This window comes from Corynebacterium sp. UD i78, from assembly GCF_056280545.1.
In genome coordinates this window covers 1,105,119-1,128,710 of the sequence record NZ_JBWCED010000001.1, presented here as the reverse complement: position 1 = coordinate 1,128,710, position 23,592 = coordinate 1,105,119, and the positions used below count along the sequence as shown (strand labels likewise).

The 23,592-nt window shown below is 66.2% G+C and carries 20 protein-coding genes; 16 read left to right on the top strand and 4 right to left on the bottom strand.

All coding sequences use genetic code 11. The features are described from left to right. The first annotated feature begins 75 nt into the window (after positions 1-75). A complete protein-coding gene (locus tag ACZ9GM_RS05315) occupies positions 76-831 on the top strand; it encodes a YebC/PmpR family DNA-binding transcriptional regulator (RefSeq protein WP_291474590.1) in 756 nt (251 codons plus the stop codon). A 23-nt stretch (positions 832-854) separates the two neighbouring features. On the opposite strand, the gene ACZ9GM_RS05310 is transcribed toward ACZ9GM_RS05315, so the two are convergent. Next, a complete protein-coding gene (locus ACZ9GM_RS05310; RefSeq protein ID WP_291474589.1) occupies positions 855-1,277 on the bottom strand; it encodes a DUF3817 domain-containing protein in 423 nt (140 codons plus the stop codon). Positions 1,278-1,436: 159 nt separating this feature from the next. Here ACZ9GM_RS05310 and ruvC point away from each other — a divergent pair, with 159 nt between their 5' ends. From ruvC to ACZ9GM_RS05265, 9 genes are all read left to right on the top strand, one after another. Next, the gene (ruvC, locus tag ACZ9GM_RS05305) at positions 1,437-1,985 is read left to right on the top strand and encodes a crossover junction endodeoxyribonuclease RuvC (protein ID WP_291474625.1); all 549 of its coding nucleotides are present in this window, start codon (positions 1,437-1,439) and stop codon (positions 1,983-1,985) included. After that, positions 1,982-2,626, top strand: coding sequence for a Holliday junction branch migration protein RuvA (gene ruvA / locus ACZ9GM_RS05300; RefSeq protein ID WP_291474588.1), 645 nt, complete (start codon positions 1,982-1,984; stop codon positions 2,624-2,626). Before ruvC ends, ruvA begins: the two co-directional genes overlap by 4 nt. 18 nt (positions 2,627-2,644) lie before the next feature. Further along, entirely contained in the window at positions 2,645-3,724 is a 1,080-nt protein-coding gene (ruvB, locus tag ACZ9GM_RS05295) for a Holliday junction branch migration DNA helicase RuvB (RefSeq protein ID WP_291474587.1), read from the top strand. A gap of 72 nt (positions 3,725-3,796) precedes the next feature. Continuing rightward, complete coding sequence (yajC, locus tag ACZ9GM_RS05290; RefSeq protein ID WP_291474586.1) at positions 3,797-4,180, top strand: preprotein translocase subunit YajC; 384 nt, start codon at positions 3,797-3,799, stop codon at positions 4,178-4,180. A gap of 149 nt (positions 4,181-4,329) precedes the next feature. Beyond that, positions 4,330-6,198 (top strand): protein translocase subunit SecD, encoded by a 1,869-nt coding sequence (gene secD, locus ACZ9GM_RS05285; protein ID WP_291474585.1) that lies wholly within the window; start codon positions 4,330-4,332, stop codon positions 6,196-6,198. A 2-nt stretch (positions 6,199-6,200) separates the two neighbouring features. Next, on the top strand, positions 6,201-7,439 hold the full coding sequence (gene secF / locus ACZ9GM_RS05280) for a protein translocase subunit SecF (protein WP_291474584.1): 1,239 nt from the start codon (positions 6,201-6,203) through the stop codon (positions 7,437-7,439). 15 nt (positions 7,440-7,454) lie between these two features. Further along, positions 7,455-9,119, top strand: coding sequence for an ABC transporter substrate-binding protein (locus tag ACZ9GM_RS05275; protein WP_291474583.1), 1,665 nt, complete (start codon positions 7,455-7,457; stop codon positions 9,117-9,119). Then, positions 9,116-9,682 (top strand): adenine phosphoribosyltransferase, encoded by a 567-nt coding sequence (locus ACZ9GM_RS05270; RefSeq protein WP_291474582.1) that lies wholly within the window; start codon positions 9,116-9,118, stop codon positions 9,680-9,682. Before ACZ9GM_RS05275 ends, ACZ9GM_RS05270 begins: the two co-directional genes overlap by 4 nt. Positions 9,683-9,744: 62 nt before the next feature. Next, the gene (locus ACZ9GM_RS05265) at positions 9,745-12,021 is read left to right on the top strand and encodes a RelA/SpoT family protein (protein ID WP_291474581.1); all 2,277 of its coding nucleotides are present in this window, start codon (positions 9,745-9,747) and stop codon (positions 12,019-12,021) included. Positions 12,022-12,089: 68 nt separating this feature from the next. Here ACZ9GM_RS05265 and ACZ9GM_RS05260 read toward each other — a convergent pair whose 3' ends face one another. Next, positions 12,090-12,899, bottom strand: coding sequence for a peptidylprolyl isomerase (locus tag ACZ9GM_RS05260; RefSeq protein WP_291474580.1), 810 nt, complete (start codon positions 12,897-12,899; stop codon positions 12,090-12,092). Between the two features lie 111 nt (positions 12,900-13,010). Between ACZ9GM_RS05260 and ACZ9GM_RS05255 the strand changes: the two genes are divergently transcribed. The 5 genes from ACZ9GM_RS05255 (at position 13,011) to ACZ9GM_RS05235 (ending at position 20,330) form a co-directional block, all read left to right on the top strand. Continuing rightward, positions 13,011-13,664, top strand: a complete 654-nt coding sequence (locus ACZ9GM_RS05255) for an MBL fold metallo-hydrolase (RefSeq protein WP_291474579.1) — start codon at positions 13,011-13,013, stop codon at positions 13,662-13,664. A gap of 4 nt (positions 13,665-13,668) precedes the next feature. Beyond that, the gene (gene hisS / locus ACZ9GM_RS05250; RefSeq protein WP_291474578.1) at positions 13,669-14,967 is read left to right on the top strand and encodes a histidine--tRNA ligase; all 1,299 of its coding nucleotides are present in this window, start codon (positions 13,669-13,671) and stop codon (positions 14,965-14,967) included. 138 nt (positions 14,968-15,105) lie between these two features. Then, positions 15,106-17,253, top strand: a complete 2,148-nt coding sequence (gene betT, locus ACZ9GM_RS05245; protein WP_301528482.1) for a choline BCCT transporter BetT — start codon at positions 15,106-15,108, stop codon at positions 17,251-17,253. After that, positions 17,250-18,737 carry an aldehyde dehydrogenase family protein gene (locus tag ACZ9GM_RS05240; protein WP_291474576.1) on the top strand — a complete coding sequence of 496 codons (1,488 nt, stop codon included), beginning with the start codon at positions 17,250-17,252 and terminating at the stop codon, positions 18,735-18,737. Before betT ends, ACZ9GM_RS05240 begins: the two co-directional genes overlap by 4 nt. Before the next feature lie 21 nt (positions 18,738-18,758). Continuing rightward, positions 18,759-20,330 carry a GMC family oxidoreductase gene (locus ACZ9GM_RS05235; protein ID WP_291474575.1) on the top strand — a complete coding sequence of 524 codons (1,572 nt, stop codon included), beginning with the start codon at positions 18,759-18,761 and terminating at the stop codon, positions 20,328-20,330. On the opposite strand, the gene ypfJ is transcribed toward ACZ9GM_RS05235, so the two are convergent. Together ypfJ and ACZ9GM_RS05225 are read right to left on the bottom strand one after the other, a co-directional pair. After that, the gene (ypfJ, locus tag ACZ9GM_RS05230) at positions 20,331-21,302 is read right to left on the bottom strand and encodes a KPN_02809 family neutral zinc metallopeptidase (protein ID WP_291474574.1); all 972 of its coding nucleotides are present in this window, start codon (positions 21,300-21,302) and stop codon (positions 20,331-20,333) included. A 21-nt stretch (positions 21,303-21,323) separates the two neighbouring features. After that, positions 21,324-22,595 (bottom strand): HNH endonuclease signature motif containing protein, encoded by a 1,272-nt coding sequence (locus tag ACZ9GM_RS05225; RefSeq protein WP_476037361.1) that lies wholly within the window; start codon positions 22,593-22,595, stop codon positions 21,324-21,326. Between the two features lie 533 nt (positions 22,596-23,128). On the opposite strand from ACZ9GM_RS05225, the gene ACZ9GM_RS05220 reads away from it, so the two are divergent. Beyond that, positions 23,129-23,542, top strand: a complete 414-nt coding sequence (locus ACZ9GM_RS05220) for a VOC family protein (protein WP_291473886.1) — start codon at positions 23,129-23,131, stop codon at positions 23,540-23,542. Positions 23,543-23,592: the final 50 nt, after the last annotated feature.

The following is a 23,592-nucleotide window of genomic DNA, read 5'->3' as shown; positions in this document are numbered from 1 at the left end:
CTGTCGGGGCGGGTGGTGGCGGGAGTGGACTACTATGGTGCCGACAGAAACCGACCGAGGAAGAACAGGTATCCCATGAGCGGCCACTCCAAATGGGCGACGACCAAGCACAAGAAGGCTGCGAACGACGCCAAGCGCGGTAAAGAGTTCGCCAAGCTGATCAAGAACATCGAAGTCGCGGCCCGTACCGGTGGTGGAGATCCGTCGGCGAACCCGACGCTCGACGACATGATCAAGAAGGCCAAGAAGGCCTCCGTCCCGAACACCAACATCGAGAGCGCCCGTAAGCGCGGCTCCGGTGAGGAGACCGGCGGCGCCGACTGGGAGACCATCGTCTACGAGGGCTACGGCCCGAACGGTGTGGCCATGCTCGTCGAGTGCCTCACCGACAACCGCAACCGTGCCACCACCGACGTGCGCACCGCGATGAACAAGAACGGCGGCAGTCTGGCGGACGCCGGCTCCGTGTCCTACCTGTTCAACCGGAAGGGAGTCGTCATCCTCGACAAGGGTGACAACACCGAGGACGACCTTCTGATGGCCGTGCTCGACGCAGGTGCTGAAGAGGTCAACGACCTGGGTGAGAAGTTCGAGGTCGTCTCCGATCTCGCGGACCTCAGCAACGTCCGCGCCGCTCTGGTGGAGGCGGAGATCGAGTACGATTCCGCCGACCCGGACTACCGGGCCGACGTCGAGGTCCCGCTGGACGCCGACGGCGCGAAGAAGATCCTGCGCCTCATCGACGCCCTCGAGGAGTCCGATGACGTCCAGGACGTCTTCACCAACATGGACGTCTCCGACGAGGTCCTCGCGGAGCTCGACGCGGAGTAGGCCCCGGTGGAGACCAGGGGACGTCAGCTGAACGGTCCGCCGATCAGCATCATGACCACGAAGATCACGATGATGATCCCGGCGAGGACGCCGAAGGTCACCTTCGGGCGACCGGTGAGGGTGGCGAGCACGGCGTTGTCCTGACGCCAGCCGCCGTCCAGGGTACCTGCACGGGCGGCGGACCGCTCGAAGGGGATGGTGCAGAAGGGGATCACGGCGCTGAGTAGTCCGAGCAGACCACGACCGGCGGACCACCGGTTGTTCGTCCAGACGAGGGCGGTCACCACGACGAAGGTGATGAAGGCCAGACCGTGGACCGGACCGGCGATCTTCACCCCCACCTCGGTGACGTCGAAGGCGTACTTGAACAGCATGCCGAGGATCAGTAGTGCCCAGGTCACAGCTTCGATATCGGCGACAATACGGTACAGTTTCTGAGGTTTCATTGAGGTCTGATCCTACCCCAGGCGGGAGCGACCACGGTCCCTGTCAGTGAGTGATGTTCACCTCAGTCGGATATCGCACACCTGTGCTATGGTCTGTGGGGTCAGTGAAGTCAACGGTGTCAGGGTCGATGCGAGTGGTGGAGGTGTCCGGTGGCGGATATGCAGGGGCTCCGGGTGATGGGAATCGACCCCGGACTCACCCGGTGCGGCCTGTCCGTGGTCCAGGCGGGGCACGGTCGTGCCGTGCTTCCGGTGGCCGTCGGTGTGGTCCGTACCCCGCACGAGACCCCGCTGCCGGAGCGACTGCTGCGCCTGTCGGTGGCCGTCGAGGAGTGGATGGACGACTACTGCCCGGAGGTCGTCGCCATCGAGCGCGTCTTCGAGCGTGGCAATGTCTCCACGGTCATGAACACCGCCCATGCCGTCGGTGTGCTCATGCTCAGTGCGGCGCGTCGGGGCATCCCGGTGCACCAGTACACTCCCAGTGAAGCCAAGAAGGCCCTCACCGGTAACGGCCGGGCGGACAAGAAACAGATGACCAGTATGGTCACCCGGATTCTCGGCCTGTCCGAACCGCCGAAACCGGCGGACGCCGCGGACGCCCTGGCGCTGGCGGTGTGCCACTGCTGGCGCGCCCCGTACATCGCGCAGACCGAGGCATTGGCCAGGCACCATCAGCAACGGAACTTGAGGAGTGGACAACAGTGATCGCATCCCTGCGTGGCACGGTGGTGGACAAGGGGCTCGACCATGCCGTCATCGAGTGCGCCGGTGTGGGCTACCTCTGTCAGGCCACCGCACGGACCCTCGCCGAACTGCCCCGCGGTGAAGAGGTCTTCGTCCTCACCACCATGGTGGTCCGTGAAGACTCCCAGACGCTCTACGCCTTCCCCGACGCCGCGAGTCGTGAACTGTTCGCTCTGGTCCAGAGTGTCTCTGGGGTCGGCGCACGGATGGCGATGGCACTGCTGTCGGTGTTGTCACCGGCCGAGATCGCCGCAGCCGTCGCCGAGGGCGACGTGAAGACCCTGCAGCGTGCGCCGGGCGTCGGCAAGCGACTCGCTGACCGGATGGCGGTGGACCTCAAGGGCAAGCTGGACGCCTATGCCGTCTCACCGGTCTCCGGACACTCCGAGGAGACCGCGGACCTGACCGTCGGTGACGGTGCCGTGGACGGCGCGGTGACCGCCCGGGTCGTCGAAGCCCTCGTCGGGCTGGGATTCCCGGAGGCCTCCGCCGCGGACACGGTCAAGACCCTGGTCGCTGAGTCCGCCGGAGGGGACAGCGCGTCCCCGGACGCCTCCGTGCTGCTGCGCAACGCGCTGTCCCGCCTCGGCGGACAACGGTAGCGGGGGAGGGGACCACCCATGGGAGATATCGAACGCACCGAATTCGATCTCGGCGGCGCCGGGAATTCAGGTCCGACGCGGCCTGACCGTGCCGACCGGGGCAATGACGCGCTCTCGGACCGGATGCTGCCCGGCGACGACGATGCCGAGCTGTCGCTACGTCCGAAATCTCTGACCGAGTTCATCGGCCAGCCGAAGGTCCGCGGGCAGCTCGACCTCGTCCTCGGCGGGGCCCGGGCCCGGGGCGTGGTCCCGGACCACGTCCTGCTCGCCGGCCCGCCCGGTCTCGGCAAGACGACGATGGCCATGATCATCGCCCAGGAGCTCGGTACCTCGCTGCGTATGACCTCCGGTCCTGCCCTGGAACGTGCCGGTGATCTCGCAGCCATGCTGTCCAACCTCATGGAAGGCGATGTGCTCTTCATCGACGAGATCCACCGGATGGCCCGGCCGGCCGAAGAGATGCTCTACATGGCCATGGAGGACTTCCGGATCGACGTCATCGTCGGCAAGGGACCAGGGGCCACATCCATCCCCATCGATCTGCCGCCGTTCACCCTCGTCGGTGCCACGACCCGCGCCGGCATGCTCACCGGCCCGCTGCGCGACCGCTTCGGATTCACCGCCCAGATGGAGTTCTACGACACCGCCGACCTCACCGCCGTGGTCACCCGCGCCGCGTCCATCCTCGGGGTCGACATCACCGGCGACGCCGCCGCGGAGATCGCGTCACGCTCGCGGGGGACGCCGCGTATCGCCAACCGGCTGCTGCGACGGGTCCGTGACTACGCCGATGTCCGCGCGGACGGTGCGATCACCCTCGAGGTGGCCCGCGCCGCCCTCCTCGTCTTCGACGTCGACGAACTCGGGCTCGACCGGCTGGACCGGGCGGTGCTCGGCTCGCTGGTTAAGACCCATGGCGGCGGACCGGTGGGTGTCAACACCCTGGCCGTGGCGGTGGGGGAGGAACCCACCACCGTCGAGGAGGTGTGCGAGCCCTACCTCGTACGTGCCGGCATGGTGGCCCGTACCTCGCGTGGCCGCGTCGCCACCTCGGCGGCCTGGCGGCATCTGGGGCTCGAACCGCCGGAGGCGTGACCGGGTTAAGCGGGTTAACCCCACATACCCCTCCGGTCAGTGGTGGCAGACAGGTGTGGCAGACTGTCGCACATGGATATCCTTCTTCTCGCACTGCTCGTCGTCGTCTTCCTCGGTCTTCCTGTCCTCCAGATGAGGAAGCAGTCCAAGCAGGTCGGAGTGATCAAGGACTTCCAGTCGAAGCTTGCCCCGGGCATGGTCGTCCAGCTCACCTCCGGTCTCCACGGTCGGCTGACCAGCATCGGTGAGACCACCGTCGACGTCGAGATCGCCGAGGGTGTCGTCACCACCTGGGAGCGGGCCGCCGTGCTCAAGCTCGTCGACAGTGTCGAGGCCGGCTCCACCGAGGCCGACCACCTCACCGGCGGCGGGATCCCGGATGACCTCTCCTCTCTCGAGGACAGCGACTTCGACCGCGACAATGACGACGACACTGACGGCACCGACCGGAAGTAGTCCCGGGCCCGACACGGGTCCCATGGCCCACCGGTTGTGGTCCGCACACAGTCGGGGGGTCTAGACTCTGCGGGGTTGCCTGTGTCCACCGCCATGGTCGTGACACGTGGCCTCGCGTCCGCAGTCCCCAACTTCCAGGAGTAACAAGCGTGAGCTCAACGGGTGCAGCAGCTGCCCGGGCGAGAAAGTGGCCCGTACGGGCCCTGCTGATCTTCCTCGCCCTCGTGGTCGTCATGTACAGCTTCGTCTTCCTCACCGGAGACAAGAAGGCCGAACCGAAACTCGGTATCGATCTGCAGGGCGGAACCCGGGTCACTCTTGTCCCCCAGGGCGACAAGCCCTCGGGATCCCAGCTTGACCAGGCACGTAAGATCCTCGAGAACCGCGTCAACGGCATGGGGGTCTCCGGTGCCCAGGTCGTCACCGACGGTGACACCCTGGTGATCACCGTGCCCGGCGACGACTCCTCCCAGGCGCGCTCCCTCGGTCAGACCTCCCAGCTGCTGTTCCGTCCGGTGACCGGCGGTCAGGCACCGGACGAGAACCTCTTCGACAGTCTCACCGAGATGGCCGACCGCTGGGTCGGGAACGGCGTCCTCACCGTCGACGAGGCGAACGCCAAGCTCAGCGAGGCGACCGAGAATTTCAAGGACAGCGAGTTCAACGCGCCTGACAAGGCACCGACGGTCACGGCGGAGGCTCCTGCAGCTCCGGCCAACTCCATCGAGGAGACCGAGCAGCGGAACACGACCGTGGATGTCCTCAAGGCCGACCGGCAGTCCGAGGACCCCAACACCCAGAACGCCGCAGCCCTGCTGCTGACCTGCGATGACCCGGACGACCCTCTGGCAGGTGCCGATGACCCGGCCAAGCCGCTGGTCACCTGCAGCGACACCGGCGCGCCGATCCTGCTCGACGCGGCCCCGCTGCTCAAGGGGGAGACTGACGGTCCTGACGCCCGCCGTATGACCGGCGACATGATCGACCCGAACTCCAACATCTTCGGCGGTCTGGACAACCAGACCGGTCAGATGGTCGTCACCTTCGGCTTCAAGCAGGGTGAGGAGAATCCGGGCAGCGAGACCTGGGCAGACCTGACCAACGAGTACCTCAACCAGCAGATCGCCATCACCCTCGACAGCCAGGTGCTGTCGGCACCGACGATCCAGAGCGCCACCCCGGTCGGACAGGGCACCCAGATCACGGGTGACTTCACTGAGAAGGAGGCCAAGGATCTCGCCAACAACCTGAAGTACGGTGCTCTGCCGCTGAGCTTCACCGGTGAGAACGGCGAAAAGGGCGGCACCGCCGAGACGATCTCCGCCTCCATGGGCGAGGCCTCACTGAAGGCCGGTCTCATCGCCGGCATCATCGGTCTCATCATCGTCGCCCTGTACGCGTTGGCCTACTACCGCGGCCTCGGCCTCATCGCCCTGGCGTCGCTGGTGACCTCGGGTATCCTCATCTACGGCGGCCTGGTCCTGCTGGGCAGGTGGATCGACTACAGTCTCGACCTCGCCGGTATCGCCGGTCTTATCATCGGTATCGGCACCACCGCGGACTCCTTCGTCGTCTACTTCGAACGCATCAAGGACGAGATCCACAAGGGCTCCACCTTCAGATCCGCGGTACCGCGGGCATGGAAGCGCGCGCGGGCGACGATCATCACCGGTAACGTGGTCTCCCTGGTGGCGTCTCTCGTGCTGTACTTCGTGGCCGTCGGCAACGTCAAGGGCTTCGCCTTCACCCTGGGTCTGACCACCGTCTTCGATGTCGTCATCGCCTTCCTGGTCACCGCACCGCTGGTGATCCTCGTGTCCCGTCGGGAGGCCTTCTCCAACCCGAAACTCAACGGTCTGCACTCCGCGTTCCGCGCCGCTGACCGGCGTCAGGCCCGGGATGAGGCCTCCCGGGCGGCCGTCTCCGGGGAAAGTGGGCCCGCCGAGAGTGCGGCTGAGACAGACACGCCGCCAGGTGATGCCGATGCCGACGTCCCGACCACCGGAGAGGAGAAGTGACCATGGGAGACACCTCGACACTCAAGCCCGCCGGGTTCATGGAACGCATGTACAACGGCGAGGGTGGTTTCCGCATCGTCGACACCCGACGCCGTTGGTACTGGATCTACGCCCTGGTCACCCTGGCCTGCGTCCTCATCATCGCGATCAAGGGGTTCACCCTCGGCATCGACTTCGAGGGCGGCACCAAGATGACCATGCCGCCGGCCAACGGTGCGACCGAGTCCTCGGTCTCCGAGACCTTCGAGGACGCCACGGGCATCGCGCCCCAGTCCACCCAGACCGTCGGCTCCGGTGACTCCCGCGTCATCGAGATCACCGCCGAGCGACTGTCCGACGACCAGATCCGGGACGCCCGGGTCGCCCTGTTCGACGAGTTCGCCCCGGAGGACAACTCCGGCACCGCCAGCCCGGACGCGATCAGCGACTCGACCGTCTCCGAGTCCTGGGGTGCGTCGATCACCCAGCGGATGCTCCTCGGCATGGTGATCTTCCTCGCCGTGGTCTTCGTCTACATCTCCATCCGTCTGGAGCGGGACATGGCCATCTCGGCCATCGTCAGCCTGCTGCTCGACGGCATCGTCGTCGCCGGTGTCTACTCGCTGGTCGGCTTCGAGGTGTCGCCGGCGACCGTCATCGGTCTGCTGACGATTCTCGCCTACTCGCTGTATGACACGGTGATCGTCTTCGACAAGGTCCACGAGAACACACAGGACGTGTTGAGTTCGACACGGTCGACCTACGGCGAACAGGTGAACCTGGCGACGAACCAGACCATCATGCGTTCGCTGAACACCTCGTTGTTCTCGGTGATCCCGATCGCCGCCCTGCTCGTGGTCGCTGTCTGGCTGATGGGTGTCGGCACGCTCAAGGACCTCGCGCTGGTCCAGCTCGCCGGTGTCATCGCCGGTACGATCAGTTCGATCTACTTCTCCGCTCCTCTGCTGGTGACGCTGAAGTCCTTCCAGAAGCGCTACCGGGAGCACGACGAGAAGGTCGCCCGGGCCCGTGAACTCGGTGTCGCCGGTGGCCCCGCGGCTCCGACCGATGAGACGGTGCCGGTCACCGTCACCACCGCTGCAGTGCCCCCGCTGACCACCGGCGCTGAGTCTGCGGAGACCACGGAGTCCCCGGAATCCACCGCTACCGACACCTCCGATGACGACGCCCCGCAGCGCACCATCTCGCGGCCCACGAACAACGACCGTGAGAGCGGCCGGTCCTGGCGCCCGGGAATGTAGGGGACGGGAGACACCGTGCGAACTTCCCGCAGATCCACCGCCCGTGGCGTCCTCGTCGCGACCGTGGCGACCGTGGCGACCGTGGCCACCGTCACCACTGTCAGCCTCACAGCCTGCTCCGGCCCCGGTGACGACGGTGAACCGGATCACGGCCTCACCTACGTCCTCGACGAGCAGCTGCTCACGACCAATGCGGGGAGCACACTGGGCGTCGCCGCAGATGCGGCGAAGCTCTCCGCCCGTATCTACCCGGGGGCGTACCTCCCGGGCCCGGGTGGACGCCTGCTGCCGAACTCCGATCTGGTGACCGTGACCCCCGATCCGGAGAACCCGGACGTGGTCGACTACGTCCTCGCCGAGGACGCGGACTACTCCGACGGCGCGCCGGTGGTGTGTGACGACTTCCTGCTGACCGCGACTGCTGCGGACCGTACCGACCTCTTCGCCTCCGATCTCGGTCTGACGTCGAGGATCAGCAGTCTCGACTGCTCTCCGGGAGCGAAGGAGTTCCGTGTCACCTTCGACCGCGGCTTCGGTCAGCGCTACCGTGAGATCTTCGGCGCCGGCGAGGTCCTGCCCTCGCACACCATCGCCGAGCATGCGCATGTCGACAGCGTCGTCGACGCGGTGGACAACGGTGACGAGGACGCACTCGCCGCTCTGGGGGAGGCATGGACCAGCACCTTCGATCTCTCGGCCACGGATCCGGCGACGGTCCCGACCTCCGGTCCGTTCGCCATCGAGTCACTCGGGGACGACGCCGACGGGAACGAGGGTGACGTGGGCCCGTCCCTGGTGCTGACCCGCAACCCCGAGTGGCACGGTGACCGTCCCGGCCTCGACCGCATCACGGTGCGCGGCGGGGGAGACCTCACCAGGGCCCTCGACGGAACTGCGGAGGTCACTGACGCGGCAGTCCTCGCCGGTGGCCCGGCGGACCCCGAACTCAATGACGCCGGGTTGGCCGTGGTCCGGTCCTCCGGTGTGCGCACTGACGGGCTGACGCTGTCGGACGAGGGCATCTTCGCCACCGCCGACAACCGCCGGGCCTTCGCGTCCTGCATCGACCGCAACGCTGTCGTCGACGCCGTCAGGACCACCACCGGTGCGAGCGTCGCGCCCCATGCGCTGCGGATCGCGACCGCGGGCAGTCCCGCCGCCGGCGCCCTGGAGGATCTCGCCGGACGTCTCGGCGCCCGCGACGTGCAGGCCGCGAAGGACACCCTCGACGGCACCACGGTCCGGATCGGCTACCTCAGAGGGCAGACCCGTCACGAGGCCGTCGCCGAAGCACTCACCGCGTCCTGCGCCGACGCCGGAGTGACCGTCGAAACCGTCCCGCTGGATGCTGCAGCACTCCAGACCCCGGGGGTGCTGGGTACCGATGTCGACGCCCTGCTCGACACCCGGACGCCCTACAACCGGAACCCCCAGGTCACAGCGTCGCCGGTGTCACGGGTCGGAACGATCTCCCAGGCGGAGAGCCAGCTGGCCGACGACGCCTCCACGGTTCCGCTGGTGGTGGAACCGCGGCTGACGGTCACCGCGTCGAGCGTGAGCGGGGTCTCCGATTCCGGACTGGAGCCGGGGATGAGCTGGAACATGGACCGCTGGACCTCGACCGACCACCCACGCAGTGAAGAACCGGACGAACCTGACGATACCGAGGAGAACCAGTGACCGACCCCGACACCCCTGAGATTCCTGCCGGGGCCGATGCCCGCTGGGCGTTGAAGAGACTCACACGGTTCGTGGCCGACTACCCGGCGCCCGGGATCGTCTTCCAGGATCTCACTCCGGTGCTGGCGGACGCCCACGGCTTCCGGCTCATCGTCAACGACCTCGCCGACGCCTGTGGACCGTTCCGTGCAGACCTGGTCGGAGGACTCGACGCCCGTGGCTTCCTCCTCGGTTCCGCGGTGGCCGTGGAACTCGGTGTCGGCATCCTCGCGGTGCGCAAGGCAGGCAAACTGCCCCCGCCGGTGCTCCACGAGGAATATGCCCTGGAGTACGGCTCCGCCGCCCTCGAGATCCCGGCTGAGGGCCTCGATCTCACCGGCAAGCGCGTCCTGCTCGTCGATGATGTCCTCGCCACCGGGGGAACTCTCGCCGCGTCCCGCCGCCTCATCGAACGGGCAGGTGGGGAAGTCTGTGGTGTGGCCGTAGCACTGGAGGTCGAGGAGCTCAACGGTCGGGAGCGCTTCAGTGACCTACCGCTCTACGTCGTCGCCGCCGGACGGTAGGCTTACAGCACACACGGGCGCACGACCGTCGGGGTGACACCCCGGGAGAGATACGGTGAGGCATGAGTAACGAGAAGAACTCGCTGTGGATGGCCGCGCGGATCGCGCGAAGCCTCACAGGAAAGAGCCGCATCAATCCGGTGCTGGGACCGCTGATCGCGGTGCACCGCCGGTACCATCCGAAGGCGGACATCGAGCTTCTCGACCGTGCCTACACCATCGCCGAGAAGCTGCACGAGGGGGTGCTGCGGAAATCGGGGGAGCCGTACATCACCCACCCGCTGGCGGTCGCGAACATCGCCGCCGAGATCGGCATGGACACCACCACCCTGGTCGCCGCGCTGCTCCATGACACGGTCGAGGACACCGACTACTCCCTCGACGACCTCACCCGCGACTTCGGCCCGGAGGTCGCCCTGCTCGTCGACGGTGTGACGAAACTGGACAAGGTCGCTCTCGGATCGGCGGCCGAGGCCGAGACGATCCGCAAGATGATCGTGGCGATGGCGCACGATCCCCGCGTACTCGTGATCAAGGTCGCCGACCGGCTGCACAACATGCGCACCATGCGCTTCCTGCCGCCGGAGAAGCAGGCGAAGAAGGCCCGGCAGACCCTGGAGGTCATCGCCCCGCTCGCACACCGCCTGGGTATGGCCACGATCAAGTGGGAACTCGAGGACCTCTCCTTCGCGATCCTCTACCCGAAGAAGTACGACGAGATCGTCCGCCTCGTCGCCGACCGGGCACCGAAGCGTGACCAGTATCTCGCCAAGGTCATCGACGAGATCGGGTCGACGATGCGGGACGCCCACATCGTCGCCGACGTCGTCGGCCGCCCGAAGCACTACTGGTCGATCTACCAGAAGATGATCGTGCGGGGACGCGACTTCGACGAGATCTTCGACCTGGTCGGTATCCGCATCCTCGTCGACGACGTCAAGGACTGCTACGCCGCCGTGGGTGCCGTGCACTCGCTCTACCAGCCGATGCCTGGCCGTTTCAAGGACTACATCTCCCAGCCGCGCTTCGGCGTCTACCGCTCCCTGCACACCACGGTGCTCGGGCCGGACGCCAAGGCCCTGGAGGTGCAGATCCGTACCCACGAGATGCACTACCAGGCGGAGTACGGCATCGCCGCACACTGGCGTTACAAGGAGACCAAGGGCTCCCACAAGGGGGACAACGCCGAGGTCGACCAGATGGCGTGGATGCGTCAGCTGCTCGACTGGCAGAAGGAGGCGGCGGACCCCAACGAGTTCCTCGACTCGCTGCGCTACGACCTGTCCACCAACCAGATCTTCGCCTTCACCCCGAAGGGGGACGCGATCACCCTGCCGGCCGGTTCCACGGCCATCGACTTCGCCTATGCGGTACACACCGAGGTCGGTCACCGCTGTATCGGCGCGAAGGTCAACGGCAAGCTGGTCGCTCTGGAGACCCCGCTGAACACCGGCGACAAGGTCGAGGTCTTCACCTCGAAGGACGCCCACGCGGGCCCGTCGAAGGACTGGGAGAAGATCGTCGTCTCCCCGCGCGCCAAGAACAAGATCCGCGCGTGGTTCAACAAGGAGCGTCGTGAGGAGTCCCTGGAGAAGGGTCGCGACGCGCTGGCCCATGAGGCGCAGCGCACCGGCATCCCGTTGCAGCGCCTGGTGACCGCCGAGGCACTGAAGACCGTGGCGACATCCCTGCACCGCGAGAACGTCGACGACCTCTACAACGCCATCGGCTCGGGTGGGGAGACCGCCGGCCATGTGATGAACCTGCTCAAGGAGATCTACCAGGGCGACGAGACCGAGGACGTCGACGACATCCCGCAGCCGCCGGTGACCCGTCAGCGGCACACGACCCCGCAGCAGGCGGTGAAGTCGGGCCGTGGTGACGGATCCGGCATCCTGGTCCAGGGCAATGCCGACTTCTCGGCGAAGCTGGCGAAGTGCTGTACCCCGGTGCCCGGCGACGAGATCTTCGGCTTCATCACCAAGGGTGGGGGAGTCTCGGTGCACCGGACCGACTGCACGAACTCGGAGAAGCTGCACGCCGAACCGGAGCGGCTCATCGAGGTGGAGTGGGCGTCCAATGTCGCCAACGCCGTGTTCATGGTGACGCTGCAGATCGAGGGCCTGGACCGTACCGGTCTGCTGTCCGAGGTGACCCGCGTGGTCAGCGAGCAGAAGGTCCCGATCACGGCGACAAGCACGCATGTCTCGGAGGACCGGGTGGCGGTGTGCCGCTTCACCTTCGAGGTCTCCGACATCAAGCAGCTGGGATACCTGATGAACCAGCTGCGCAACGTCGAGGGGGTCTTCGACGTCTACCGCGTGACGACCGGGGGATAGGTCGGACCGCACTCCCGGCACAGAAGAATCCTCACCTCATGGAGGTGAGGATTTCGTTGTGGGGAGGGTCAGTCCTCGACTGTGGCGGAGGTGATCCGGACCTCCGGGTCAGGCTGTCCGCCGTTACCGTCGGCACCCTCGGTGTCCGCGTTCTCCTCGATGATCTTGTCGAGCGTGGCCAGTCCGTCCTCGGAGATGGAACCGAAGATGGTGTAGTCGTTGGTCAGCTGCGAATCGTCGTCGACGAGGAAGAACTGCGAGCCGTTGGTGTCCGGGCCGCTGTTGGCCATGGCGAGGACGCCACGGGTGTAGAGGCCGTCACCGGCGTCCTCGTCACCGACGGGGTACTCGTCGGGGAAGGAGAAGCCGGGGCCGCCGGAACCCTGACCGGAGGGGTCGCCGCACTGGAGGATCTTCATTCCGTCGGAGACGACCACGCGGTGGCAGATGGTGTCATCGTAGAAGCCGGACTCGACCAGGTGCTGGATGGCGAATGCCGCCGTCGGGGCCTGTTCGTGGTTCAGGGTGATGCCGATGTCACCTGCCGTGGTGTGCAGGGTCACGTCGGTCGTACCTTCCTGCGGAATGTTCTCGCCGTCGGGGAGCGAGACCTCCTTGGCGGCGTCACCGGTGCCGGTGTACGGACCGGAGGTCTCCATCGGAGTCTCCTCGGCGGCCGTCGTATCCTCGGCGACGTTCTCGTCCTCACTGTTGTCGCGGGTGACGGCGAACCAGATGCCGCCGACGATGACGACGAGCACCACCACGGTGGCCAGGACGACCCCCAGGGGACGCATCTTGTCCCGGCGGGACCGGGACTTCAGTTCCTTGTCGAGGTTCTTCAGTGCCGCATCGCGGCGGGCGGAGTTGTCGGACAACGCTCCGGGCCTCTCTTTCGCTGGGATGATCGCTGAGGATCGGGACAACGGCCCATTGTTCCACACCTGACTGTGACAGGGACGGTGCAGGTGACGGTACAGTCGGGCTGCATGAATGAACTGTCGATCGTTGTGCTCCCTACCGGACCGTTGGACACGAACTGCCTGGTCATCCATGACGGTTCCCGGGCGACCGTCATAGACCCCGGAATGGGGGCCGCGCTCCTCGTCCGGGCGAAGGTGCAGGAACTCGGTCTGACGGTCGAGCAGATCGTGTTGACCCACGGCCACATCGACCATGTCCGGGACCTCCCGGAGCTGCAGCATGAGTACGGCGTCCCCACCTACATGCATCACGCGGATCTGCCGTGGTTGACCCGGGAGATGCTGGACGCCATGGGACCGCTCGGCGAGATGCACGACACCGTCCACATGGACGTCCCGGCCACGCCGGAGCACGTGGCGGAGGGGGACGAGCTGACCCTGGCAGGTGTGACGTTCACGGCCTTCCACATGCCCGGTCATTCGCCCGGCTGTGTGATGTTCCGTGGCGCCGACGGCACTGTTCTCGGCGGCGACGTGCTGTTCAACGGTGGAATCGGACGCACCGACCTGCCGCTGTCCGATCCGCATGCCATGCTGGCCAGCCTGCAGCGGATCCCGGAGAACTTCACCGGCACCGACACCGTCTACCCGGGTCACGGCCCCTCGACCACCATCGCCAGGGAGCTGCAGAGCAATGGTTTTCTGCAGGGTATACTGTGACCCCGTGAGTGACACCGAGAAGAGTGCGAAGATCCAGCCGTTTGCCGCCCCGAAGGGTGTGCCCGACTACGTGCCGCCGGCATCCGTCGACTTCCATGCGGTGCGAAGCACCTTCGAGACGGTGATCCACAACTCGGGTTACGGTCACATCGAACTGCCGGTCTTCGAGGAGACCGCCCTGTTCGCCCGCGGTGTCGGCGAGTCCACCGACGTCGTCTCCAAGGAGATGTACACCTTCGAGGACCGTGGCGGCCGCTCGGTCACCCTGCGTCCCGAGGGCACCGCCGGTGTGATGCGTGCGGTGATCGAGCACAACCTCGACCGCGGCCAGCTGCCGGTGAAGCTGACCTACTCGGGCCCGTTCTTCCGTTACGAGCGTCCGCAGGCCGGCCGGTACCGTCAGCTCCAGCAGGTCGGTGTGGAGGCCATCGGAGTCGACGATCCCGCGCTGGACGCCGAGGTCGTCGGCCTGGCGGACCGTTGCTTCCGCGCCCTGGGGCTCACCGGCTACCGCCTGGAACTGACCAGCCTCGGCGACGACAACTGCCGTCCGGCCTACCGGAAGACGCTGCAGGACTTCCTCTTCGCCCTCCCGCTCGACGAGGAGACCCGTCAGCGGGCGGAGATCAACCCGCTGCGGGTCCTCGACGACAAGCGTCCGGAGGTCCGGGAGCTCCTGGTGGACGCACCGCTGATGCCGGACCACCTCTGCAACAACTGCCGTGAGCACTTCGACACCGTCACCGGTCTTCTCGACGACATGGGTGTGGAGTACGTCCTCAACCCGCGTCTGGTCCGTGGCCTCGACTACTACACCAAGACCTGTTTCGAGTTCGTCCATGACGGTCTCGGCGCCCAGTCCGGCATCGGTGGCGGCGGACGGTACGACGGTCTCATGGCCCAGCTCGGCGGCCAGGACCTCTCCGGTATCGGCTTCGGCCTCGGCGTGGACCGCACCGTGCTCGCCCTGGCCGCCGAGGGTGTCACCCCGACCTCCGGACGCCGCGTGGACGTCTACGGCGTCCCCATGGGCGTGGCCGCCAAGAAGAAGCTCGCGGTGATCATCGACAAGCTGCGCCGGGCCGGTGTCTCCGCCGACATGTCCTACGGCGACCGCGGGCTCAAGGGCGCGATGAAGGGGGCAGACCGTGCCGGTGCCCGGTTCGCGCTGGTCCTCGGTGAGCAGGAGCTCGCCGAGGGCACCGTGGTGCTGCGCGACCTGTCCTCCCGCGACCAGCACGAGGTCGCGTTGCAGGACGTCATTGAGGCGGTGGGCAGGGCGGTCGGTACCGGGTCCCACTGACGGCACCGACGACACGCTCCGACGGCCGTGAACCGGCGCGGCGGACAGGGGAAGAAAACCCCGTCCCCGTCGCCGGTTTTTCTGTTGGGCTACGGTGGATTTCTGTATCGATCAACTGACGTCCGTCTGAGAGAGGGAATGCCTGTGAGCGAACAACAGAACACCGGGAGACCGGACACACCTGAGAAGAAACACGTCGACTCGGAAGTCAACTGGCCGGTCTTCGGTACCGCCGCCGGCATCATCGTCGCGTTCGTCCTCTGGGCCTGGCTTGCCCCGGACTCCGCCGACACGGTCATCAACAACGTCAAGGACTGGATCTCCACCAATCTCGGCTGGTTCTACGTCCTCACCGCCGGCGTGGTCGTCGTCTTCGTCCTGGTGGTCGCCTTCCGGCGCACCGGTAACACGAAGATCGGCCCGGACCATTCACAGCCGAGGTTCGGTCTGTTCACCTGGGGAGCGATGCTCTTCGCCGCCGGTATCGGGGTGGACCTCATGTTCTTCGGCATCTCCGGCCCGGCCACCAACTACCTCACCCCGCCGGAGGGGGCGGCGGTCTCCGACGAAGCGGCCCGGATGGCCCCGCTGTGGACCATGTTCCACTACGGCATTCCGGGTTGGGCGATGTACGCGCTGATGGGAATGGCCTTCGGCCTGTTCGCCTACCGTTACCACATGCCGCTGAGCATCCGTTCCGCGCTCGCCCCGGTCTTCGGACGCCGCATCAAGGGCGCCCCGGGTCACGCCGTGGAGATCGCGGCGTCCATCGGCACCGCCTTCGGTATCGCGGTGTCGTTGGGTATCGGCGTGGTCTTCATCAACTACGGCCTGTCCGAACTCTTCGGGGTCCCGACCAACACCGGCATCCAGGTCGCCCTGATCTGCCTGTCCGTGTTCATCACCATCCTGTCCACCGTCTCCGGTGTGGACAAGGGCATCCGCCGGCTCTCCGAGCTCAATGTGTGGCTCGCGGTCGTCCTCATGGTGTGGATCGTGGTCATGGGCCGGACCGGGGAGCTGCTCAACGCCCTCGTCCAGAACATCGGCGACTTCGTCGCCCGGTTCCCGTCGATGATGATGAACACCTTCGCCTACACCGACGGCGAGACGGACTACGCGTCCCAGGACTGGATGTCCGACTGGACGCTGTTCTTCTGGGCATGGTGGATTGCCTGGGCACCGTTCGTCGGACTGTTCCTCGCCCGCATCTCCCGGGGACGCACCATCCGCCAGTTCGTGCTCGGCGTCCTGGTCATCCCCTTCGCCTTCATCGCGATGTGGATCTCCATCTTCGGCAACGCCGCGCTCGGGTTCTTCCGTGACGGTGACGAGGAGTTCCTCAATACCGCCGTGGACACCCCCGAGTCCGGCTTCTTCCTGTTGCTCCAGCAGTACCCCGGCGCCACCTTCGCCGTCGCGTTGGCGGTCGTCACCGGTCTGCTGTTCTACGTCACCTCTGCGGACTCCGGTTCCCTGGTGATGGCGAACATGACCTCCAAACCCTCGGTGGAGGACTCGGACGGTCCGCCGTGGCTGCGCATCGTGTGGGCGGTGATCACCGGTGCACTGACGCTGGTGATGCTGCTGATCGGAGGTGTGTACACGCTGCAGTCGGCGACGGTGCTCATCGGACTGCCGTTCGCTTTCGTGATGTACCTGCTCATGCTGAGTGTGTGGCGCGTCCTCGAGGCGGAGAAGCACTCGCTGGACTCCCGCGAGCTCTCCCGGGTCGGGGCGCTGATGGACCGGACCGGTGGGGCCGCCCCGGCACGTCAGGCGTGGCGCCGGCGACTGCGCCGGAGGATGAGCTTCCCCTCCGCCACTGACACCGAGAGGTACCTCGAGACCGTCGCGGCCCCGGCGATCGAGGAGGTGGCCGAGGAACTCACCGGACTGGGCCTGGACGTGTCCTGCCACCGGGGGACCCACCCCGACTACCCGATCAGTTTCGTGGATCTGGTGGTCACCTTCCCCGGACAGGACGAGTTCAAGTACGAGGCCTACCCGGTGGCGTGCCAGGTGCCGAACTTCGCGGTGAACCTCAACGTGGACGAGGACACGTACTTCACCCTGGAGATATTCTCGGCCACCGGCTCCCGGGGCCACGACATCCTCGGCTACACCAAGGAGCAGGTCATCGCCGACGTGCTGGACGCCTATGACGCCCATCTCGAGTACATGTCCCTCACCGGGGACAGGGGGACACCCACCGGGGACACCCAGGTGCCCGCCCCTGACCTGTGGATCGACGACGACGAAGATACGGAAAGGAACGAAGAATGAGTGACACCGCTGCACCGCAGAGTCTCTACATCGACGGGAAGTGGGTGGCGTCCTCCGACGGAGGGACACGTACCGTGACCTGTCCCGCCGACGGGGAGGTCGTGGACGTGGTCTCCGAGGCGACGGCCGCGGACACGGAGAAGGCGATCGCCGCCGCCCGCCTCGCCTTCGATGAGGGATCCTGGTCTGCGACCCCCGCCGCCGAACGTGGCGATCTGCTGCTGAAGGTGGCCGACGCCATGGCAGAGCGCAAGGACGAGTTCGCCCGCGCCGAGGCACTCGACACCGGCAAGCGCCTGGTCGAGGCCGAGGGCGACATGGACGACATCATGAACTGCTTCCGGTTCTTCGGCAAGATCGCCGACCAGCACCCGGGTCGTCTCGTGGACGCCGGCAACCCTGCGGTGATCTCACAGGTCGTCTACGAACCGGTGGGTGTCTGCGGGATGATCACACCGTGGAACTTCCCGTTGCTGCAGGCCAGCTGGAAGATCGCCCCGGCCATCGCGGCAGGCTGCACCTTCGTCCTCAAGCCGTCGGAGCTCACCCCGCACACCGCCATCCTCATCATGGACGTCCTCGACAAGCTCGGCCTGCCGGCCGGGGTCGGCAACCTCGTCCTCGGCGCCGGTGCCGAGGCCGGTGCGCCGCTGTCCTCGCACCCGGACGTCGACATGGTGTCCTTCACCGGTGGCCTGGTGACCGGGAAGAAGATCGCCGAAGTGGCGTCCCACACGGTCAAGAAGGTCGCGCTCGAACTCGGTGGCAAGAACCCGAACATCGTGTTCGCGGACGCCGACTTCGACGCAGCCCTGGACAACGCCCTCAACGCGGGTTTCCTGGATTCCGGTCTGGTCTGCTCGGCAGGTACCCGACTGATCGTGCAGGACACGATCAGGGACCGCTTCGTCGACGAGCTCGTGCGCCGTGCCGAGGGCATCGTCCTGGGTGGTCCCTTCGATGAGAAGGCCGAGTCCGGTCCGCTGATCTCCGAGGAGCACCGCGCGAAGGTGACCGACTACGTGAAGCGTGGTGTGGAAGCAGGGGCGACACTGCGCTGCGGCGGCGACTGGGGTGGCCCGGAACTGGAGAAGGGATGCTTCTACCGACCGACAGTGCTGGACAACTGCACTCTCGATAACCCCGCGGTGATCGAGGAGGGCTTCGGCCCGGTCATCACCGTGGAGAGCTTCTCCACCGAGGCCGAGGCGGTCGCCACGGCGAACCACACCGAGTACGGCCTGGCAGGCGCGGTGTGGACCTCCGACCGGGGCGTCGCTCACCGGGTCTCACGGGCGCTGCGTCACGGCACGATCTGGATCAACGACTACCACCCGTATGTGCCACAGGCCGAGTGGGGCGGATTCAAGGCGTCCGGCAACGGCCGGGAACTTGGGCACACCGGTCTCGAAGAGTACCGGGAGGCCAAGCACATCTACGAGAACACCGAGCCCGCCGTGACCGGCTGGTTCCCGGAAAAGTAAGCGAAGAAGACAGGAGAAGACATGCGTGACAACCGCGAAAGCTACGACTACATCGTCGTCGGGGCAGGATCCTCCGGTGCCGTGGTGGCCGCCCGGCTCAGCGAGGACCCGTCCGTGACCGTGGCCCTCATCGAGGCCGGTCCCACCGACGTGGACAAGCCGGAGATCCTCAACCTCCACGAATGGCCGGGGCTGCTGGAGTCCGGGTACGACTGGGATTACCCGATCGAGGAGCAGGAGAACGGCAACTCCTTCATGCGGCACGCCCGGGCCAAGGTTCTCGGCGGCTGCTCGTCACACAACTCCTGCATCGCCTTCCACACCCCGGCTCAGGACCTCGACCACTGGGTGACCCTGGGGGCGACCGGATGGGATTCGGCGTCTGTCCTGCCGTTGATCAGGGACCGGATCGAGGACAATGACCGGGCAGGGGACAACCACGGTCACGGTGGCCCGGTGCACCTGCGGTCGGTCCCCCCGAAGGATCCGGTGGGTGCCGCGGTGCTGGAGGCGTGCGAGCAGGAGGGGCTGCCCACCACCCCCTTCAACGAGGGTGAGACTGTCAGCCACGGTGCCGACTGGTTCCAGATCAACGCCAGTGACGACAACATCCGGGCGTCCTCGTCAGTGTCCTACCTGCATCCGGTGATGGACCGGGAGAACCTGGACATCATCACCGACCGTCAGGTATCCCGCGTCATCGTCGAGGACGGCCGGGCTGTCGGCATCGAGTATCTGGCGGATATCTTCGGTCGTCTCTCCAGGATGCGGGCGGACCGTGAGGTGATCGTCTCCGCCGGAGCGATCGACAGCCCTAAGCTGCTCATGCTTTCCGGCATCGGCCCGGCCGACCACCTCACGGAGATGGGCATCGACGTGCTGGTGGACGCCCCCGGTGTTGGTTCGAACCTGCAGGACCACCCGGAGGCGGTCATCTCCTGGGAGTCGAAGGTCCCCATGCTGCGGGACGCCTCGCAGTGGTGGGAGATCGGCATCTTCGAGAAGATCGACGAAGACGGGGCGGACGGCCTCGGGCTCCCTGACCTGATGATGCATTACGGCTCCATGCCCTTCGACATGCACACGGTGCGCCAGGGGTACCCGACCGCGGACGAGGCGTTCTGTCTCACTCCCAACATCACCCACGCGAAGGCCCGTGGCACGGTGCGGCTGCGCTCCTGCGATTTCCGGGACAAGCCGAAGGTCGATCCGCGGTACTTCACCGATGAAGAGGGCTACGACATGCGCATCGCGGTCGAGGGCATCAAGTTGGCCCGCCGCATCGTCGCGCAGTCGGCGATGGCGGACTACGCCGGTCGTGAGCTCTTCCCGGGGGAGGACGTGCAATCCGACGAGGATATCGCGGACTACGTGGCCAAGACCCACAACACCGTCTACCATCCGGCCGGCTCGGTACGTATGGGTGCTGAGGATGACGTCATGTCACCGCTCGACCCCCAGCTGCGGGTCAAGGGGGTGGAGGGCCTCCGCGTGGTCGATGCGTCGGTCATGCCGCAGCTCACCGCAGTGAACCCGAACATCACCTGTATGCTGATCGGGGAGAAGGCCGCAGACCTTATCCGCGGTGAGTGACTACTGAGCGAACTCCTGGTGACAGGAGTTGACGGTGCCCTCGGAGTAGCCGGTGGTGAACCACTGCTGACGCTGCTCCGAGGAGCCGTGGGTCCAGGCGTCCGGATTGACGCTGCCACCGGACGACTGCTGGATCGCGTCATCGCCGATCGCCTGGGCAGACCGGATGGCCTGGGCGATCTGTTCGTCGCTGAGGGGGTCGATCATGGCGTTCTCGCCGTTGTCGGCATGGTGTGCCCACACTCCTGCGTAGCAGTCGGCCTGCAGCTCCATCTTCACGGCGTTGGAGTCTTCACCGGGATCGTCGTAGTTGGACAGGCCGATGGTGCCCTGCAGGTTCTGGATGTGGTGGCCGAACTCGTGGGCGACGACGTACATCTGCGCGAAGGGGCCGTCGGAGCCGCCCATGGACTTGAGCTGGGCGAAGAAGTCGTCGCCGATGTAGACGGTGCTGTCGCCGGGGCAGTAGAACGGGCCGGTCTGCGCGGTGGATGCGCGGCCGCAGCCGGTGTTCACGGTTCCGTCGCCGATCTGGACGCCGGGTTCGCTGTAGCTGATCCCGGTCTCGTCAGGGAGGATCTGCGACCACACGGCATCGAGCGAGATGGCGGTACCCTCGATGCGGCAGTCGTCGTAGTTGTTGGCGTCTTCCCAGGTGTTGCAGTGCTCCAGGGAACCACCGGCGGAGACATTGTTCCCACCGGTCATGTTGTTCGTCGACGAACCGCCGCTGAACATGCTTGTTCCACCGCTGGCGAAGAAGGCGATCACGGCGACGACGAGAATACCGGGGATACCGAAGCGACGTCCCACCTTGCTCATCAACAGCATTCCGATGATGCCGCCGAACCCGCCGCCACGACCTCCGTTGCCGCCGCCACCACCGAATCCGAAGCCACCGCCGGACCCACCGGAGCTGCCGCCCGAGGAGGCCCGGCCTCCCATACCGTTCAGGTTCGAGTTAAACGTCATGGTGGAAGTGTAACTGCTGGTTCAGAAGGGGATGGGTTCCTCAACGACCATTGCGGAGGCTCCGACGGTCTGGAAGGTGAGGCGGGTGATGTAGTTCCAGTGGTCGCGGGTCTTCTGGTGTTCTTTCCTGGTCCTGGTTTTGTGGGCGAGGCGTCGGTCGAAGGTGAGGTTGGCGTGGGCCAGTGGTCCGGTGGGGACGGTGGTGACGGTGTGGTTGTCGTCGATGCTGGAGACGATGGTGGTGCCGTCGGTCAGGCGGGTGTAGTCGGTCAGTCCGAGGGTCTTGAGGATGTGGCAGCGTCGGCACAGTGACTGCATCTCGCGGGTGTCGGTGTGCGGGTTGTTGTCGTAGCGGTGGATGTGGTCGGCGTCTGCGGTGGCGGCGGGGTTGTCGCAGCCGGGTGCGCGGCAGGTGCCGTCGATACCGGCGATGAGAGCTTTCTGTGCTGTGGTGGCGAAGCGGCCGTGGTGGGTGGAGTGGGAGGGGACGGTCAGTTCGGTGACCCGGCGCATCCAGGTGTCGGGGGCGGTGCCGGTGAGTTCCTGGTTTTCGAGGTGCATTTGTCCGGTGTCGAGGTTGCGGTAGCAGTTGAGGGTGACTTTCACTTCGCCGGCGGTGCCGTGGAGCAGTTCGGTGAAGGCGGTGGCCCGGGAGGTGTTGTGGGCGGTGGCGATGGCGTCGATGATGCGGGTGGCGCCGATGGCTTCGTCGGTGGGTAGGGTGATCTGGAAGACGGTGTAGTCGGTGTCGGTGGTGTCGATGGTGAAGTCGAGGTGCAGGTCGGGGGTGGGGAGTTCGGGGTCTTCGGGGTCGGCGGGGCGGGCGTCGGGTTGGTGGGTGGTGAGGATGGCGGTGGCCTGGCGGCGGAGGGTGCGGGGTCCGGGGACGGCCTGGTTGGGGCGGGTGGGGGTCAGTAGGGTGGCGAGTTCGGTGTCGACGGCTTCGAGGTGGGTGTCGTCGAGGGTGCAGGTCAGCTCGGCGAGGATGCGTAGCAGGTCGATGTTGAAGGCGCCGCAGGCCAGGGCGGTGCGGGTGCGGGGCATGCGGGTGAGCATGGTGCCGATGTCGCAGTAGGTCAGTGCTTTGCTGCGGGTGATGCCGAGGGTGCGGGCGAGGTGGTCGGCGGTGCGGTAGACGTTGTCGTCGGGGTCGGGGGTGCAGGTGGCGGCGAGGTCGAGTTCGTGGCGGTTGATGCGTAGTTTCGCTGTCGCGGCGGGGTGGGGGTTGGTGACAATCGACCAGGACGGTGGTGGTGGAGACGGGGTGAGGAGGTTGTCCAGTAGGTCGATCATGTGTGTAGTTCGTCGGTGGACGAAGGTGTGGCGGTGCATGGTGTCTCCGGTGGTGGTGTGGGTGGAGAGTGTCTCGCTTCCTATGGTACATGCGACACCGAAAACATGCACGTGTTCGATTTACCTTACGTCGCGGTGGTGTGGACCCGAGGGATCACGGGTGCTCGGATGTGCGATGCTCGACATGCGGAGTGGCCTGGCACTTTTTCCCAATTACTTGACATCTCCCACAGTAGGACATACCCTCAACGGAATTAACCCCGCGTTCTGGTGAGTCACTCGGACACGCACCGCACCGACCCCTGAAAGGAATGGGTCCCATGTACGACCGACTCGCAGAGATCATCAACTGGTACTTTTCCCCGGTTCAGAGGGCGGGAGGCGCCGCCAGCACCGGACTGGGCGTCCTCCCGGCCCGATCGACGGCCAACTGACGAGAGTCCACGCCTGATCCGCCTGTCGCCATGTGACAGGCGGTTTTTCACGGGCCCGCCACCCCCGGATCGGACGCACCGACGGTTTATCCTGGCGCTATGGACCACATCACTCCGAACCGCATCGTTGTCGCCCTGGACTGCCCGGACGCTGTCGACCTCGCGGAATTCTACGCGACGCTGTTGGGGTGGGAAGTGGTACGACCCGGGCCCGACGAACCTGATGTCCTTCACCCGGAGTGGGTCTCGGACCGACCACCGGATGTCGCGGAGCCGGGATTCTCCCTCGGATTCCAACGGGTGGATGACTACCGTGCACCGGTGTGGCCCGAGGGGCCGGTGCCACAGCAGGCACACCTCGACTTCTGGGTGAGCGGTATCCCGGAGGCGGAGAGGACCGCCGTCGCGCTGGGTGCCTCCAGACATGCTGTGCAACCAGGGGAAGCGGACAGGGAAGGTTTCGTGGTCTTCCTGGACCCGGTCGGGCATCCGTTCTGCCTGTGCCGGTCCTGAGTGAATGTCGGTCAACAGGTACCGCCGGTTCTCACCCCCCGGATGGGGTC